The 16,062-nt window shown below is 66.8% G+C and carries 13 protein-coding genes and 2 pseudogenes; 13 read left to right on the top strand and 2 right to left on the bottom strand.

All coding sequences use genetic code 11. The features are described 5' to 3' along the window. A pseudogene (locus CKO41_RS16090) lies at positions 1-121 on the bottom strand (IS1595 family transposase); the annotation flags it as partial. A 321-nt stretch (positions 122-442) separates the two neighbouring features. Between CKO41_RS16090 and CKO41_RS16085 the strand changes: the two are divergent. Beyond that, a complete protein-coding gene (locus CKO41_RS16085; RefSeq protein WP_200383028.1) occupies positions 443-928 on the top strand; it encodes a hypothetical protein in 486 nt (161 codons plus the stop codon). A gap of 304 nt (positions 929-1,232) precedes the next feature. Here the strand turns inward: CKO41_RS16085 and CKO41_RS18775 are convergent. Continuing rightward, a pseudogene (locus CKO41_RS18775) lies at positions 1,233-1,822 on the bottom strand (sigma 54-interacting transcriptional regulator). Positions 1,823-2,728: 906 nt separating this feature from the next. On the opposite strand from CKO41_RS18775, the gene tal reads away from it, so the two are divergent. The 12 genes from tal (at position 2,729) to CKO41_RS16025 (ending at position 15,342) form a co-directional block, all read left to right on the top strand. Further along, entirely contained in the window at positions 2,729-3,907 is a 1,179-nt protein-coding gene (gene tal, locus CKO41_RS18770) for a transaldolase (RefSeq protein ID WP_242464384.1), read from the top strand. Further along, positions 3,904-5,664, top strand: coding sequence for a transketolase (locus tag CKO41_RS18765; protein ID WP_242464383.1), 1,761 nt, complete (start codon positions 3,904-3,906; stop codon positions 5,662-5,664). Before tal ends, CKO41_RS18765 begins: the two co-directional genes overlap by 4 nt. Before the next feature lie 29 nt (positions 5,665-5,693). Continuing rightward, a complete protein-coding gene (locus CKO41_RS16070) occupies positions 5,694-5,957 on the top strand; it encodes a hypothetical protein (protein ID WP_200383027.1) in 264 nt (87 codons plus the stop codon). A gap of 18 nt (positions 5,958-5,975) precedes the next feature. After that, positions 5,976-6,182, top strand: coding sequence for a DUF3330 domain-containing protein (locus tag CKO41_RS16065; RefSeq protein WP_200383026.1), 207 nt, complete (start codon positions 5,976-5,978; stop codon positions 6,180-6,182). Between the two features lie 164 nt (positions 6,183-6,346). Beyond that, on the top strand, positions 6,347-7,810 hold the full coding sequence (locus tag CKO41_RS16060) for a TrkH family potassium uptake protein (RefSeq protein WP_338115604.1): 1,464 nt from the start codon (positions 6,347-6,349) through the stop codon (positions 7,808-7,810). Beyond that, positions 7,807-8,466: a potassium channel family protein gene (locus CKO41_RS16055; protein WP_200383025.1), complete on the top strand. Its 660-nt coding sequence runs from the start codon at positions 7,807-7,809 to the stop codon at positions 8,464-8,466. The genes CKO41_RS16060 and CKO41_RS16055 overlap by 4 nt, the downstream gene beginning before the upstream one ends. Before the next feature lie 220 nt (positions 8,467-8,686). After that, positions 8,687-9,121, top strand: coding sequence for a response regulator (locus CKO41_RS16050; RefSeq protein ID WP_200383024.1), 435 nt, complete (start codon positions 8,687-8,689; stop codon positions 9,119-9,121). A 121-nt stretch (positions 9,122-9,242) separates the two neighbouring features. Then, positions 9,243-9,707 carry a cytochrome c gene (locus tag CKO41_RS16045; protein ID WP_200383023.1) on the top strand — a complete coding sequence of 155 codons (465 nt, stop codon included), beginning with the start codon at positions 9,243-9,245 and terminating at the stop codon, positions 9,705-9,707. 361 nt (positions 9,708-10,068) lie between these two features. Continuing rightward, positions 10,069-11,553, top strand: coding sequence for an ATPase domain-containing protein (locus tag CKO41_RS16040; protein WP_200383022.1), 1,485 nt, complete (start codon positions 10,069-10,071; stop codon positions 11,551-11,553). Next, a complete protein-coding gene (locus CKO41_RS16035) occupies positions 11,546-13,099 on the top strand; it encodes a hybrid sensor histidine kinase/response regulator (protein WP_200383021.1) in 1,554 nt (517 codons plus the stop codon). The genes CKO41_RS16040 and CKO41_RS16035 overlap by 8 nt, the downstream gene beginning before the upstream one ends. A gap of 443 nt (positions 13,100-13,542) precedes the next feature. Further along, the gene (locus tag CKO41_RS16030; protein WP_242464382.1) at positions 13,543-14,559 is read left to right on the top strand and encodes a sulfur oxygenase reductase family protein; all 1,017 of its coding nucleotides are present in this window, start codon (positions 13,543-13,545) and stop codon (positions 14,557-14,559) included. Positions 14,560-15,039: 480 nt separating this feature from the next. Continuing rightward, positions 15,040-15,342 (top strand): hypothetical protein, encoded by a 303-nt coding sequence (locus tag CKO41_RS16025; RefSeq protein ID WP_200383020.1) that lies wholly within the window; start codon positions 15,040-15,042, stop codon positions 15,340-15,342. Positions 15,343-16,062: the final 720 nt, after the last annotated feature.

Genomic DNA, 16,062 nt, shown 5'->3' with positions numbered 1-16,062 from the left:
GAAACCCCTCGGGCCAGCGGGCCTGTTCGAGCGCCGCCTCGCACTGGGCGTCCGTGCCGAACTGGGCGAGGAAGGCCGGCAGCGACAGGCCGGGTTGGAACTGAATGCGGTTCATGGGCATGGCCGGGTCCGCGGCGAGGCGACGTAGCCCCGTGTGCGTCTTTTTCGACAAGAAAACCGGCCTGGCTGAAGACGCTTGCGAATCAGGTGGGGTGATGCGAGACGCCCCGGCTTATGACCTGTCGCCTCGCCCCTGATCCGTCCCCCACCCTAACCCTCTCCCAGAGGGCGAGGGAGCGAGCTTGCGGGCAAATGCCCCGGCATTGCGGCAAATCCACCGGGCTGACGAAGCCCTGGCCTGCCGACGTCAGCCCGAGTGGTGCCGAGTCGCGCAACGCGACCTCGAAACGAAACTGGCGCGAACAATGCTCGAGCTAGTCGTATGAACAACGTCGAACGAATCTTCACGGTCATCGTTCGCATCCTCTATGGGGTTGCGAGCGCCGGCCTGACGGCCATCAGCCTGGCGATGATCGGTGCGGCCGGCATGGGCATCTGGGAGGCCCTGGGCTCGGGTGAGCCGATCAAGCAAGCCCTGCTCAACGGCATCGGCCTGGTGATCGTCGCGATCGCCGTCTTCGATGTCGCCAAGTATCTGATCGAAGAGGAGGTGCTGCGCGACCGCGAGCTCCGCTCGGCCCGGGAAGCACGGGAGACGACGACCAAGTTCGTCGTCATCATCGTCATCGCGGTCTCGCTGGAGGCGTTGGTCTTTATCCTCGGTGCGGCGAGCCAGGACCTCAGCCTGCTCGTCTACCCGGCCGCCCTGCTTGCGGTGTCGGCGCTGCTCATACTGGCCCTCGCGGTCTACCTGCGTCTCAGCAGCATGGCCGAGCAGAGGTTGGGCGAGTGCCACGGTGAAGACTAGCGAGACCTTGCCTCAGATCGGCGAGTCGGGATGGTCGGAACGGGAGGAAGCCGATCTCGTTGTCGCCGCCACTGGCCGCCTGTCAGGGTCGAGATAGCGGGGATTTGGCCCTCTCGCTCGGGCCGGCGCCACCCCCCTGCTCGGGGATCGACTGCCGCATCCTCCTGCCCGACGCGGTCCTCCATCAAGCGATACTTCTGCACGCGGTAGCGCAGGGTCCCCCGGGTTGTGCCGAGCGCGCGCCGTGGCGGTGACCTTGTAGCCGGTGCGCTCGAGCGCCGTCCGGATGATGTATGAGCCCATCTCATCGAGCGCCATACCGCCGTCGAGCGGGATGATCAGTCGGTCTCCGTCGACGCCGGGTTCGGCAGGCTGGGTCGACCGGCCGCCCCCCTGACCGAGCTGGAGCCACTCGATCGGGAACCACTCGTCGTCGGCCAGCAGTAGGGCGCGCTCGATCACGTTCCGCACCTCGCGAACGTTGATGAAGCGAAGCGGAAATCGCATTTTCGCTTCGCGTCTTGAAAAGTTGCCCGGATGGCAATTTTTCAAGGTCCCCATCGAAGACCTTGCGCACCCGGCGGCCGGCGCGGGCGTTGTACTCGTCGATGAGGATGGGGGCCAGCTCGGCAAGGTCGTCAAGCCGCTGCCGCAGCGGCGGCAGGTCGAGACAAGACGCACTGAGGCGGCGAGACAAGTCGCTGCGGAAACGCCACGCCTGGACGCACTCCCCGAGATCGTGATGGCTCGCGGCGAGGGTCTGCACATCAACGTCGATCGCCTTCTCGCCGCCGAGGCGGCGCAAGCGCCTGTCCTCGATCACCGTCAGCGGCTTGCTCCGCAGGTCCAGGTCCATTGTTCCAGATACCTGCGGCGACGCCCTTTGGCTCCGATGAAGGCGCCGGCCTCATGATCGAAGAGCTCCGATTCGAGCAGCTCTCGCGGCCCGCGGTCCCGAGTGGTGTAGGATCCGCTCGACCAGCCCCTTTCCGGTGTCGGTCTCCCCGCCGATGATCAGCGCGCTGAAGGGCACCTCGGCGAGCTGGAGCGGCGCTCGATGCCGTATCGCGTCCGACGACGATCCTGAACGAGGCGGTCAAGTCGAACCGCTTTGCGCCGGGGCCGGCGCGACCGGTGGATGCCGCGGGCGTTGCCGCCCGCGTCGTGCGGCTGCATCGTGGCTCCGTGGAGGGCTATGACGCGGCGCAGCCTTGGCTGCTCGTCGCCCCGCCACCACACCTGCCTCCGAAGCGGCGATCATGCACTGCCTGCGTCTGATCGGTCTCGACTCGAGGCGAGAGGCCCCGGAGCTGTCACTGAGGTGTGACCGCGCGGACGGTTATCTCGGTCTGCGGCTCAGGGCGCAGGGCGATCGCTCAGTCGATGGGCCCTGCCTGTCCATCGACCCAGCGCTCCTATCAAAGACCGCCGAGCGCACGATTCGGGAAAGCGGCGGGACCCTCTGGTTCGCCGAGGACAGAGCCGCACTGCGCTGGCCGATCGCTGAGGGCCAAACCCAAGAAGCGGCGGTTGACCGCTCCGCAGTGGTTGCAAGTTGTCGAGTCGCAGGCCTCCTCGCGATTGCACGGCGCTTCCTAGCTGAACCCTGGCCGCGGACCTGGCCAGCCGTGGTGGAAAGCCACCTTCGACGGTGGCAATCGCCCGGCTGTTCGCGACCAGGTCCCCGCGTTCTCCGTGTAGCGCCGCTACGAGCGTCACCAACGAGGCAATCGTGGCCCGTGGTTTGCTGGCGTTCCTTAAGCAGAATCGACACGGCAATGACTCCCGGGAGCACACCGAATGAGCCGACTTGCGCAACTCAGAGAGCATGGCCAAAGCTTCTGGCTCGACAGCCTGTCGCGCCGGATGCTGGACGACGGCACCCTCGCCAGGCGGATCGAAGAGCAGGGACTCTCCGGTATCACCTCGAACCCGGCCATCTTCGCGAAGGCGATGGGCGACTCCCCAGACTACGATGAGCGCCTGCGCGTCGCGCTCGAATCGACCGCCGACCCCGAGGCCCTTTACGTGACCCTGGCCGTCGACGACGTGCGCGATGCCTGCGACCTCTTATTGCCGACCTACGAGGCCAGCGATGCGGCCGACGGCTTCGTCAGTCTCGAGGTGTCGCCATACTTCGCCTACGACCCCGTAGCCACCATCCGGGAGGCACGGGAGCTCTGGGGCCGGGTCGGGCGACCGAACCTGTTCATCAAGGTCCCGGGCACCGCGCCCGGCCTGCACGCGGTGGAGGTCCTGCTCTACGACGGGATCAACGTCAACATCACCCTCCTCTTCGGGCTCGATGCCTATCGCGAGGCACAACAAGCCCACCTGCGCGCGATGCAGCGCCGCCTCGAGGCCGGTCGCGACCTGCGCTCGGTGACCTCGGTCGCGAGCTTCTTCCTCAGCCGCATCGACGTCGCCGTTGATGGTGAGCTGCGCCAGCGGCTCTCGCCGCAGGTCGATGAGCGGATCCGCACCAAGGCCGAAGACCTGCTCGGTCGTAGCGCCCTGGCCAATGCCCAGTTGGCGTACGCCGAGCTCTGCCAGGTCTTGTCGAGCGAGCGCTGGCAGCGGCTCGCCGAGGCCGGTGCGCACCCGCAACGCCTCGTTTGGGCGAGCACTGGCACCAAGGAACCGAGCTACTCCGATGTCCTGTACATCGAGCCCCTCATCGGCCCGAACACCGTCTCGACAATGCCGGAGGCGACGGCGGCTGCCTTCGAGGACCATGGACGCGTCGCCCGCACGCTGACCGAGGAGGTGCAGTCGGCACCCGAGGTCATGGGTCGGCTCAAGCAGCTCTCGGTCGATTTCGGGGCGGTCACGCAGCAGCTGATCGGCGAGGGCGTTCAGAAGTTCATCGATCCCTACCAGGCGCTCCTCGAGCGTTTGGCGGGACGCGCAGCCCGATTGGGTCGCGCCGAGCATTGGCAGGCACCGCCAATCGACTTCGAGCCGAGGTCACTCGAATGACGACGGCTGCCGGCTCCGGCCATCTGACCTCCTGTCTGTCCTGCGCCGAGATCATCGCAGCGCTGTTCTTCGAGGAGATGCGCTGGGACCCTGGTGCGCCCGGGGCCCGCGACATGGACCGCTTTCTCCTCTCCAAAGGACACGCGGCGCCGATCCTTTGGGCCGCACTACACGAGGCTGGCGCCATCGAAACCGACCCCATGACGCTGCGTCAGCTCAACAGCGACCTGGAAGGCCACCCGACCCCGAGGAATCCCTGGGTGCCGGTCGCGACTGGCTCGCTCGGCCAGGGGCTATCGGTCGCCAACGGGCTCGCCCTGGCCAACCGGATGGACTCGATCGAGGCACGGATCTTCTGCCTACTCGGCGACGGCGAGTGCTCCGAGGGCTCGGTCTGGGAGGCCGCGCAATTCGCCGCCGACAACGCCCTGGAGCGGGTCGTGGCCATCGTCGACGCCAACGGCCTCGGGCAGAGCGGTCCGGCGCCCTACCGGCGCGACACCTCGGTGCTCGCCGGTCGCTTTCGGGCCTTCGGCTGGCGGGCGATCGAAGTCGATGGGCATGACCTCGGCGACTTGCTGCTCGCGCTCGAGCAAACGCGCGAGCCGGGGCCGACGGCCATCCTTGCGCGGACGGTGAAGGGCAAAGGCGTTTCCTTCCTCGAAGGGGCCGATGGCTGGCATGGCAAGGCCTTGGACGAGACCGAGCGCGACCGGGCCCTGAGCGAGATCGCCGCGCCGGAGGCCCAGGTCGGCGTTGCGCCGCGCCGTGTTGCGGCCCGGCCGGTCCAAGCAACCCTGGGCTCGGCGCCGATGACCATCGACTACGCCAAGGGCGAGCAGGTGGCCACCCGCAGCGCCTTCGGCGATACCTTGAAGCAGCTCGGTGGCCAGCTCGGCGACCTGGTCGTGCTCGACGGCGACGTGAAGAACTCGACCAAGACCGAGCGCTTCGCCGAGGCCTTCCCTGAGCGATTCATCGAGGCTCAGATCGCCGAGCAGAACATGATCGGTGTCGCCCTTGGGCTCGCGGCCAGCGGCAAACGGTCCTGTGTCGCGACCTTCGCCGCCTTTCTGACCCGGGCGCACGACTTCCTGCGGATGGCTGTGCACTCGCGGCCCGCCCGACTCTTCATCTGCGGCAGTCACGCGGGGGTCTCGATCGGCGAGGATGGCCCCTCGCAGATGGGGCTCGATGACATCGCCATGTTTCGCGCCCTCGACGGCGTGACGGTGCTCTACCCATCGGACGCCGTCAGTGCCGCGCGCCTCACCGAAGCCGGCCTGGCCTATCCCGGGATCGTTTACTTGCGAACCACCCGCGGCGAGACACCGGTCCTTTACGGCCCGTCCGAGTCATTCACGATCGGCGGGAGCAAGACGCTCGCCGAATCAAGCGACGACCAGCTGACGCTGGTCGCGGCCGGCATCACGGTCCACGCCGCCCTGGAGGCCCATCGCCGGCTCGGCGAGCAGGGCGTGCGCACCCGGGTCATCGATGCCTACTCGGTCGAGCCACTCGATGTCGAGACCTTGCAGCGTGCCGCGCGCGAGACCGAGGGTCTGCTCGTGGTTGAGGATCACAACCGCCACGGGGGCCTCGGCGAGGCCGTGGCCGCGCAGGTCGGTCGCCTCGGGCGCGTCTTTCACCTCGGTGTCAGCGGAGAGCCCCACTCCGGCACGCCGCACGAGCTCCTCGAGCGCCACCGCCTGTCCAGCTCGGCGATCGAGCGTGAGGCCTTGGCCATTGCGGCCTGACAGCTGGGACTCCAACCAGGAGAAGACCAATGAAGCCATTCACAACCTCCGGGGCGGCCGCAGCCACCCCAGCGACAGCCAGGACGCTGCTGGCACGCACAGACCTCGGCCGCGAGGCGAAGGTCGAGGTCCTGCACCAGTGGGAGGTCGACCTGCGTGAGGCGATGGTGGCCGAAGAGGGGAATATGCCAGGCTCGGAGCACGAGGACCTGACGCTCTGCGAGGTGCTTGACGCACTGCGCACCCTCGGGGCGCAATCGGCGTCCCAGGACACCCCGACCAAGCATGGCTGATTGCTCGGAGGGTTCGTGATGAAGCCGCGCGACACCAAGACAGCGCCGGCGATCGTCGAGTGCGCCGTCTGCAAGAAACAGATCCCCCCCTCGGTGGCGATCTCGCCAGAGGCCGATGAATACGTGCTCTATTTCTGTGGCGGCGAATGCCACGCGCAGTGGGAGCGCGATCAGGCGACCAAGCTCGAGCGGGCATTCGCGGACAAGAGCGGCGTGAAGCGCTGAACGGCCAAGAAGGGTCTGGGGGGGAATGCATCGCCTGCACCGAATCGGCCGGGCGCGCTGCCCGTGCTCGCCGGACTCTCCGCCCACCCCGACCCGCGGCCCTAGATTCCTTTCATGGTCGTGCAGCGTAGCCGGCACGCGACCTCGCCCTGGGAGAGCGATGAGTGAGTCTGCGCTCGGTCACGACCCTGATGCACGCCGCGCGGCCGCCGGTCGTCCTCGCGACCCTCGGGCGACTGCTCATCGGTCTCGGTCTGCTCTCGGCGGTGCCGGCCCTGGCTTCGTTTCTCACCGATGGTGCGGCCTTGGGTTGGCGGCTGTTGGTGGCGGCGTCCTTGGAGCTCGCGACCGGACTCGTCCTCACGCGGAGACGATCCGCGGTCGACATCCAGTGGAACGAGGCCCTGGCGGTGACCGGCATCGCCTTCCTGACCGCCCCGCTGGCGATGGTCTGGCCCTTGGCGAGCGGCGGGATCGCCCCACTCGACGCCTGGTTCGAGGCCGTCTCCGGGGTTACGACGACCGGCCTGACGACCCTCCGCGGACTCGCCGAGCGGCCGGCCGATTTTCTCTTCCTGCGTGCCTGGATGCAGTGGTACGGCGGCCTGGGGATCGCGGTCCTGACCTTGGCCCTGATCATGCGCCACCACGCCAGCGGCAGGCGCCTGCTCGAGACCACGGGCGAGAATCTCAGCCACACGAGCGCCCGCGATCACGCCCGGCGCGTCTTCATTGTCTACCTGAGCCTGACGGTCGTCGCGGTGGCTGGAGCCTGGGCGAGCGGCTTGGCCGCGTTCGATGCGCTGGTTCACGGGTTGGCCGCGGTCGCAACCGGCGGCTTCGCCGCCTCCGACCAGAACATCGCGCCCCTGCCACCTCTCAGCATCGCCACGCTGACGGCCATCAGCCTGCTTGCGGCCGTCAGTCTGCCGTTGTATGCAGGCTTGCGCCGACGCGGCCCGGAGGCGCTGCTGGCCGAGCCCGAGGTGCGCGCCCTGCTGATTGCGGTCTCGATCACAGCCGCGAGCCTGGCGGGGCTCGCAATGGCCCTCGATGGCATGGACTGGCGACAGGCACTTGCCGACGGACTGGTGCTGGGCGTCTCGGCGCAGACCGATACCGGCTTCAGCAGCCGCGACGTCGCGGAGCTCTCGCACGCCGAACAGCTGGTGCTGATGGTCTCCATGACGGTGGGCGGCTGCACGGGATCGACCGCCGGTGGCATCAAGCTGATCCGGCTGTTGATCCTCATCCGGCTGATCCAACTCGCCTTGCGCCGCACGGCGACCCCCGAGCGCGCCGTCCTCGCCGCCCGGATCGGCGGCGCGAGCATCGAGCCGCCCATGATCAGCGGCGCGCTGCAGCTCCTCGGGCTTTGGGCGCTGGTCGTGGTCCTGTCCTGGCTCGTCTTCCTGGTGCATGGTGAAGCGCCGTTCGCGAGCCTCTTCGAGGTCGTCTCGGCGACGGCCAACGCCGGGCTCTCGGTCGGGCTCACGGCCCCAGACCTTGCGCCCTTGCTAAAGCTCGTGCTTACCGCCGACATGCTCTTCGGCCGGGTCGAGATCCTGGCCCTATTGGTCTTGCTCTATCCGCCGACCTGGCTCGCGAGGAGGCGTGCGATATCATGAGAATCGCTTTCATCGGCACCAACTCGCTGACGCTTGCAGCGGCCGAGCTACTGCTCGAGGACGGGCATGAGGTCGTCATCATCGAGCGCAGCCGCGAACGCATCGAGGACCTCGCCGAACGGCTCGACGCCGGCTTCATCCATGGCGACGGCACCTCGCCAGACGTCTTGCGCGACGCCGAGCCCGAGAACACGGCCGTACTGTTTTGTCTGCTCGAGAGCGACCAAACGAATATCCTCGCGGGCTTGATCGGCCGCTCGCTCGGCTTCGAGCGGGTCGTGCCGCGGGTCAACAATCCCCAGTTCCAGCACATCGCCATCGAGCTCGGTCTCAACGACAGCGTGATGCCGAATCGGGCCGTGGCGCGCCATCTGAAGGAGCTGATCAAAGGGCAGGAGCCACTCGAGCTCTCCTTGGTCATCCGCGGCGATGCCGTCGTCTTCGCCTTCGTCGCCACCGAGGAGGAGGCCGGGCCCGTCGCCGAACTGTCTCTCCCTGCCCAAACCCGGATCGTGTGTATCTACCGCGAGGACGACTTGTTGCTGCCCGACGACGGTCCCAAGCTGAAGCCGGGCGATGAGGTCATCCTCATCACGCACCGCACACGCATCGATCAGCTCCGCGAGCGTTGGGGGAATGGTGGCGGTGCAACCTGATGCGGGACCTCGTTCCGCAGTGGCATCGATGACGGTTCCGTCGCCACGCGGCGAGTCCCCGCTGGCCGGAGTGGGTCGGAATACCCAATGCTGCTTCACCCGACACCAATGCCTCGGCTAGACTGGCCGAGCGGCTGGCGACATAGCAGGGTCGCGCCGTGCATCGTTGCCCACTGGCAGCCTGCGGCCAGCGCGGCCGGCCCCCAAGAGGAATCCCAATGTGACAACCGAGAAGGACGGACCACCAGGAGAGTCGAGCGGAGCGAAGCAGGGGCAGGCCTGGCGGCAGTTGGGGGTGGCCTCTGGCAAGGCCCTGCGGGTGCTCGTCGTCGATGATGACGAAGACGTGACCGCGGCCATCTGCCTGATGCTCGAGACGTTTGGCTATCGCGCCGAGGCCGTCCATAACGCTGATGAGGTGTTGCTGGCGGTCGAGCGGTTCGTGCCCCAGATCCTGCTGGTCGATATCGGATTGCCGGGGCGCTCGGGCTTCGAGGTTGCCCTGGAGCTTCAGGCCCACCAGCGGCGTACGGAGATGCGTATCATTGCCTTGACTGGCTCAGCCGACGAGCCTTCGGCCGGCGCCCTGTTCGATCGGTGGCTGATCAAGCCGGTCTCGACCGAGGAGTTGCTCCGGGCCCTCCGGGCAATCTGAGGGTTGCCGGCAGCGTCACCAGCGACCTTTCTGTCCATGCGGCTGCAGGCGGTCGCGAATCGCACATGGACTATTGCACTATGCTTGTCCGGCAACCGCAAGAGGCCACAGGAGCCGGATTATGACTGGATTTGCGAAACTGGTACTTGTTTGGGGCAGCATTGTTCCTGCTTCGCTGGCGGGCGCGGTAGCCGTTGCGGAGGAGCTGCCGGAGGACCCGCGCACGGTCGTGGAGATGCCGCCTCTTCAGCAGCGTTTGCTGCGGCAAGAGATGATCTCGCATACCGCTGCTCTAGACAGGATTATCGATCGACTCGCGGGCGGGGATTTCGCGGCGGCTGGGGAGGTCGCTGAAAAGGAGCTGGGGCTGTCTACCATGGGCAAACACGCTGTGCGTACTGCCGGCCAGGGTCCGGGGCAATTCATGCCAGCCGCCATGCGCTCGATGGGGATCAGCATGCACCAGGCCGCCACGGCCTTCGCCGAGGTCGCAAAGACTGGTGATTGGCAGGCAGCGCTGGCAAGCCTGCAGACCGTCACCTCCGCTTGCGTGACCTGTCACGCTGGCTACCGTCTCGCGCGCTAGTGCTGCACTAGCCGTCTCCGCGATCCCGGCCGGTCTGCCAGTCGCCATTGCGGCGGCCTTGTCGCCGGGCACCTAACGCATGGCCAAGCGCAACGTCATCGCGCGCCGGCTGTCGAGGGGCTCGGCACCTGCACGCTGATCGCCAGCGATAAGACCGGCACCTCGACGGCCAATGAGCTCACGGCGACGCGCCTGTTCCTGCCGGCGCACGGAATGCTGCGAGTCGAGGGCGAGGCCTTCGCCGCCGAGGGCCGCGTGGTGGCGAGGATGTAGGTGATACGGCCCGTGAGGCGGCGCAGCTCGCACGCACCGGCGCGTGCTCATTGCGCAGCGCCCTGGCCCGAGCCACACGAGACAGACCATGAGCGCAGTAACGGACCTGATTAGTTCTGGCGTACCCGGTCTCGATGCAGTCCTCGGCGGCGGGCTGCGCGGCGGCCACCTGTACTTCATCGAGGGTGCCCCGGGGACCGGCAAGACGACCCTTGGCCTCCAGTTCGCGTTGGCGGGCGTGCGCAGCGGGGAAGTCTGCCTCTTCGTCGCGCTTGCCGAGACGATCCCCGAGATCGAGCAGCTCGCCGGCTCCCACGGCTGGGATCTGGATGGCCTGGCGGTGCGCGATCTCGCCGAGTCGGGTCAGATGGCACGGGCCTCGCTTCTCTTCGACCTGTCCGAGGTGGCGCTGGAGGAGCGCGTACAGGCCCTGCTCGAGGAGATCGAGAGCCTGAAGCCGCAACGGTTGGTGCTGGACGCCCTGGGTGCGCTGCGCGTCATGAGCGATCACCCTGGCGAGTTCCGCCGCCATGTCGCGCTGTTTCGCAGCAAAGCGATCGAGCTCGGCTGCACGCTGATCGCGACGGATCATCCGCAAGATGCCGACGAGCGACATCCGCGCAGTCTCGCCTGGGGGATCGTCTGCCTCGAGCAGCGTGTCAATGACTACGGCCCGGTACAGCGCCGACTGTGGGTGCCGAAGATGCGCGCACAGAGCTTCCCTGGAGGCTACCACGATTTTCGTATCGCGAAGGGCGGACTTGTCGTCTTTCCGCGCATCCAGGCCGGGACGGGCGCTCGCGAACCTACCCAGGCGCCCGTCTCGACCCAGATCGGCGAGCTCGACGCCCTGCTCGGCGGGGGCCTGCAACGCGGCACCAGCACGGCCCTGATCGGGCCGGCCGGCTGCGGCAAGTCGACGCTCGCCTGCACCTTGGCCTTGGCGGCAACGGCCCGCGGGGAGCGGGCCGTCTACTATCTGTTCGATGAGCTTGTCGAGACCTTCCGCTCGCGCGCCGCCAGTCAAGCGCTCGACCTCGATGGACCCCTGGGCGCCGGGCTCCTGGTGCTGCGACGCATCGACTTGGGCCAGCTCTCAGCGGGTGAGCTCGCGCACGAGTTGGCCCGCGAGGTCGAGCAACACGGGGCCAAGCTGATCGTGATCGACAGCCTCAACGGCCTCCTGCAGGCGATGCCCGATGAACGCTTCCTTGGCCGCCAGATGCATGAGGTCTTGAGCTTCTTGAGTGCCACCGGCACCCTCTCGATCGTCACCATGGCCCAGGCGTCTTCCACGATGGGTCCCGCGGAGCCCTCGCTCGACCTCAGCTATCTGGCCGATGCGGTCATTGCCCAACGCCATTTCGAGGCCTACGGCCACCTCCGCTATGCCATCTCGGTGCTGAAGAAGCGCTATGGGGATCACGAGCGCACCATCCGCGAATACCAGATTGGCACTGGCGGGATCCGGCTCGGTGAGCCACTGGCCGATTTTCGCGGTGTCCTCAGTGGGACGCCCGAATACGTCGGCGAGGCGCGCCCGCTTCTACGAAGGGACCTGCACGATGCCTAGCGCAGCGGGCGGCGAGCCGGAGCGCATCCTGGTTCTGGCGCCGACGCAAGGCGACGCCGAGTTGTGCGACCGGCTCAAGACCGAGGCCGACCTGCCGCTGGTCGTCTGCGCCTCGACCGCCGAGCTGTGCCAGGCCCTGGCGGGCCCTGCGAGCGTCCTAGTGATCGCCGATGAGGCCCTCCAGGCCATGGCCGGCGATTGCGTACGCGAGGCACTCGCCGGTCAGGACAACTGCCCAGCGATGCCGGTCATCGTCCTCGTCCGCCCGCAATCGCTTGCCAACGCACGCCTCCTCGGCGATTACGAGGGCTATGGCCACATCACGCTGCTCGAGCGCCCCGTGAAGATGGCCAACTTCATCGGCACCGTGAGGATGGCGCTGAGCGAGCGCCGACATCAGTGCCGGATTCGCGATCTGCTCGCCGAGCGGGAGGAGCGGCTTCGGCAGCGCGACGAGTTTCTGGCTACGCTCGGCCACGAGTTGCGCAACCCGCTGGCGGCGATCATGACCTGCGCCGAGGTACTTGATCTGGTGGGGCCCGGCGCCGAGCAGGCCGTTCGCTGCCACCAGGTCATTCGCAACCAGGCCGCGCAGGTCAAGCGGCTGCTCGACGATATCCTCGACGTCTCTCGCATCACGAGGCGCAAGCTGCAGCTGCAGCCGGGGCTGATCACACTCGACCAGGTGCTGGCAGACGCGATCGACCAGGTCCAGGGGCGCATCGCAGAGCAGAGTCAATCTCTGGTGCTCGAGCGGGCGAAATTCCCCGTGCCGGTGCGGGCCGACGCGATGCGGCTGCGCCAGGTGTTTGCCAACATCCTGAGCAATGCCTCCCGCTACTCGCCGCCCGGCGGACGCATTTGGGTGCAGTTTGGGACCGCGGGAGGACTCGCCGAGGTCCGGATCCGCGATGAGGGCGCCGGCATGACCTCCGAGACCCTCGCGCGCCTCTTCGACCCGTTTTTTCAGGGCCAGGATGCCGGGCGTGGTACGCCGCGGGGCCTGGGCATCGGGCTGACGCTCGCAAGGACGCTCGTCGAGATGCACGCTGGCATCATCCGAGCGACGAGCCCCGGGCTCGGCCGCGGCAGCGAGATAATCGTGACCCTGCCGGCCGAGCCGCCTACGGCAATGGGTGCCGTTTCCGAGGAGCCAGCAACCCGCGCGGCAGCCGGGAGCCGATCAAAGCACCGGGTGCTGCTGATCGAGGACAACGAGGACTTCAGCCATGGGCTTAAGCAGCTGCTCGAGAGCCGCGGACACAAGGTCCACCTCGCCCACAACGGGAGCTTGGGCATCCGCGCCGCGGCACAACACCGGCCCGACGTCGTGCTCCTCGACCGAGGCCTTCCCGACATCGACGGCTACGAGGTCGCAATGCGGCTGCGACGGCTCTCCGGGCTATCTGCGGCTCGGCTGATCATGGTCACGGGCCAGGCGTGTGACGAGGAGCGACGGCGGCGCGATCAGCGTGCCGGCATCCATCGATATCTGGTCAAGCCGATCTCGCTATCCGAGCTCGAAGCGGCGATTGCCGAACCCTGAGTCGAAGGCACCGGTCCAGTCCTCTCCAGCGGCTGGTCGGGAAGAACCAGGACGAGGTGGTTTTGCGCCAATCGGTCTCGCGTTGGCAGGGGAGAGCACGCCTCCGACAGCATCAGACGCCTGCGGCGGTGGTGGCGCCCGGGCGTGCGAACGTTGGCGCGTCCAACGCTTTCGGCATGCCGTTTGCGCAAGGTTCGCGCAGGGACAATCACGGCGCATGCCCTGTCGGCTCGATCGATCTTTCGGCCCGGACCCCCTGCGGACTCACATTTGAAGGTCGGCGCACTGGAAGACCGGGTCCGAGACGCCGCTCGGCGATGCCGCGGTCGTGACGTCGCGCTGCACGGCGGCCCAGCCTCAGCGTCAACCGGGCGGGAGAGTCGTCTCGATGTCTCCCGCTGACGAATTGGCAAGATGGCCGTACGTGATCGAACCAACGGGAGATGTTCATCGAGCCGAGGGAGCAAGTCATGGTACGGGGAATCAAGAAAGGTGCGGCGTTGGCCATCAACCAGGCTGCAATCGCCAATGCACCGGAGTCGTTCGAGAAGATGCAGCGCGTCGGGCCGAAGGTGTGCCTGACGACGGCCAACGAGCCGGGGTTTCTCGGCTTTCATGCCTTTCTGCAGACCGGTGCGCACCCCTTGGGCGGTCGCTTCGGTGCGGCCAAGCTCATCAACGCCGACAGCATGGAGGCGGTAATGGAGTCGCCGCTCAATCTGAGGCTCGATCCGCTCAACCTGTGGCAATACACGGTCTGGGAGGATGCCGAGGCGCACGAGCGCATGCACTACGAGCAGTACGAACGCATCTTCGAACTCTGCGCCGGCTGCCTCGACATGGTCGTCGACGGCCCGTGGGAACCGGTGTATCGGATCTTGGAGGAAGACATGCCGCGGCTCATGGGCATGACGGATGTGCCGAGGATCATGGGCCAGGCGATGGCCCAACAGCAGCAACCGCCGAAGATTCGGCTCGCGATGAAGCGACTCGTCGCCTTGGGGGAGCACTACGTCAAGGAAGGAGGGGAGCAGGCGTTCACCGATGGCGTCGTGCGTACGCTGGAGAAGCTCAAGGAGAACGCGCCGGGCATGATTGGCTGGATGCTCTTGGAGAAGCAGGGCGAATCGGCGCTCAGCACATTTCAGCTCGCACCGCCCGCATTCTGGGAGTGCCTGGAAACGCTCGGTGCCAATCCGCCAGAATCGCGACGCACCAACTACGGTGAGTTCGGCAAGGACTACAACACGCCACCGATCCCGATAGGCGGGCCCAAGCAGTACCTGGTGCATACCGAGTGGGAAAGCCCCGATACACTGCTGTTTGGCCTCACGCTCACCGGTGTCAATCCCGAGCTGCGCAGGATCCACGATGAAGGGGTGATGGCGCATCTCGCGAGATTGCCGCCCTACTATCGCATCTTCGCGCCGGCGATGGAGGACATGATCTTCTTCCACTAGCCGCTGCCCGGGTGTCCTGGGGAGAGCCGAGGCGCCCATCGCAGTGCTTGCCGACCGATGCCGCCAGCATCGGCCCATGGAGCCGCTGCTGGCGGTGACCGGCACCAATGTGAGACCCGCACCTGAGGGCGCTCTGACTAGGAATTTCGCAAAGCGCGATCGCTCCCTCGTCCCCCTGGGAGAGGGTTTGGGTGAGGGAACGATCGACACGACTTCGGAGTGGCCGGACCAGAGGCTCAGGCTGCGTGCGCCAAACAGGATGCGGGTCGGGCCCAGTTGCGCCGAGAAGGCTCGGGTTCGGCTCTGCGTGTCCCGATGACCTATCGCGAGCAAGAGCGTCTGGCCGCGGAAGCGTAGCAATCGACAGGCGTTCCAGCTCTTCGGGCAGTTTCGGGTTGAGCCGCCGGCGCCCATCGCGCATCTCGATGCCCGTATAGCAGCGCTGCGCTGGCCTACGACTGGTGGAGCCTCTTCCTGGGGTTGGCCGAGCCAGAGAAGCCCGGCGAGCCGATACCCTGCCGCCCGCTGCTGCTCAATGCCCAGGTGCGCCAAATCCACCGTGGCCGCCAGCGTCGGCTGGTCATCAGCCATCCGCGTGCCGAGGCCGACTGGCTCGAGCGTGCCTGCCGTAACCTCGCCGCTTTCCTGCAAGGGCTGCGGCTAACTGCCGAGCAATTGACCCTGCTGCAACGCTGGTACCGCATTCCCTCGCGCGCCCTGCGCAAGTACCCCCATGGGCGTGAGCTCCAGCCCCTGCACCCCTGCCTGTCGGCACCAGCCTGAGGTTACGGCGTCAATCGTACCGCGATTCGTGCACGCCAGCAGCCTCGCTCAGGCGATGGCCGACGGGCTCAACTGCTGCATTTAGGGACGGGGTCTTTGGGCCTTGCTCATAACTCCAGCCATCGAGCGGGCCTCCTGCCGAGAGTCCGCTGTAAGCTACTGAACCTGCTGGGTGGCTGCGACCGATCGCATATCATGACGGGGGTCTTGCCGGAATTATGAGCAAGGCCGCTCTTTGGGCTTGCCCAATCTCAGCCGCGTTCAGGGGGTGGCCGCTCAGGACCACCTCCGCGGTGCGCGGCCCTGTGTTTTGGCAAAATACGCGCCATGATCTGGCCTGAGGCGCAGCCGCTCGATTGTCTCCCTGCCAACACGGTTGATGCTTCAAAAGGAATTGCATGCCGGGCGTGGCGGTCGGGTTCGACGTGCACGATTTCAGCAGCCGCACCGCCGCCATCGCGAGCGAGCGACACGGATCGCGGCGGATAATCTCTGTGCGGCGCGTATGCCGCGGGGATCTTCGCTGGACCGAACCGGGGTGATCGGCAGCAACGAGGGGCAATACGCCCCCCGGCGGGGTTCTTGCTCCAATCCTAGTAGTTCGTTCCAACAATAAAGTTACATATCACGCCAGCCCTAGATCAAACTTCTTCCAGCGGAAGACAACCGGGGCGGCGTTCATCTCATCAATGCCTTGACGGATGCGGGCTTTGAGCTCCT

The sequence above is a fragment of the Thiococcus pfennigii genome (genome assembly GCF_016583835.1).
In the GTDB taxonomy this organism is placed as follows: Bacteria; Pseudomonadota; Gammaproteobacteria; order Chromatiales; family Chromatiaceae; genus Thiococcus; species Thiococcus pfennigii.
The sequence above is the reverse complement of the archived record's forward strand: the minus strand, read 5'-3'. Positions and strand labels throughout refer to the sequence as shown.

Excerpts from the sequence above, each read along its gene's own strand:
- CKO41_RS16085 (WP_200383028.1), top strand. The coding sequence starts at position 443 with ATGAACAACGTCGAACGAATCTTCACGGTCATCGTTCGCATCCTCTAT.
- tal (WP_242464384.1), top strand. The coding sequence starts at position 2,729 with ATGAGCCGACTTGCGCAACTCAGAGAGCATGGCCAAAGCTTCTGGCTC.
- CKO41_RS18765 (WP_242464383.1), top strand. The coding sequence starts at position 3,904 with ATGACGACGGCTGCCGGCTCCGGCCATCTGACCTCCTGTCTGTCCTGC.
- CKO41_RS16070 (WP_200383027.1), top strand. The coding sequence starts at position 5,694 with ATGAAGCCATTCACAACCTCCGGGGCGGCCGCAGCCACCCCAGCGACA.
- CKO41_RS16065 (WP_200383026.1), top strand. The coding sequence starts at position 5,976 with ATGAAGCCGCGCGACACCAAGACAGCGCCGGCGATCGTCGAGTGCGCC.
- CKO41_RS16055 (WP_200383025.1), top strand. The coding sequence starts at position 7,807 with ATGAGAATCGCTTTCATCGGCACCAACTCGCTGACGCTTGCAGCGGCC.
- CKO41_RS16045 (WP_200383023.1), top strand. The coding sequence starts at position 9,243 with ATGACTGGATTTGCGAAACTGGTACTTGTTTGGGGCAGCATTGTTCCT.
- CKO41_RS16040 (WP_200383022.1), top strand. The coding sequence starts at position 10,069 with ATGAGCGCAGTAACGGACCTGATTAGTTCTGGCGTACCCGGTCTCGAT.
- CKO41_RS16035 (WP_200383021.1), top strand. The coding sequence starts at position 11,546 with ATGCCTAGCGCAGCGGGCGGCGAGCCGGAGCGCATCCTGGTTCTGGCG.
- CKO41_RS16030 (WP_242464382.1), top strand. The coding sequence starts at position 13,543 with ATGTTCATCGAGCCGAGGGAGCAAGTCATGGTACGGGGAATCAAGAAA.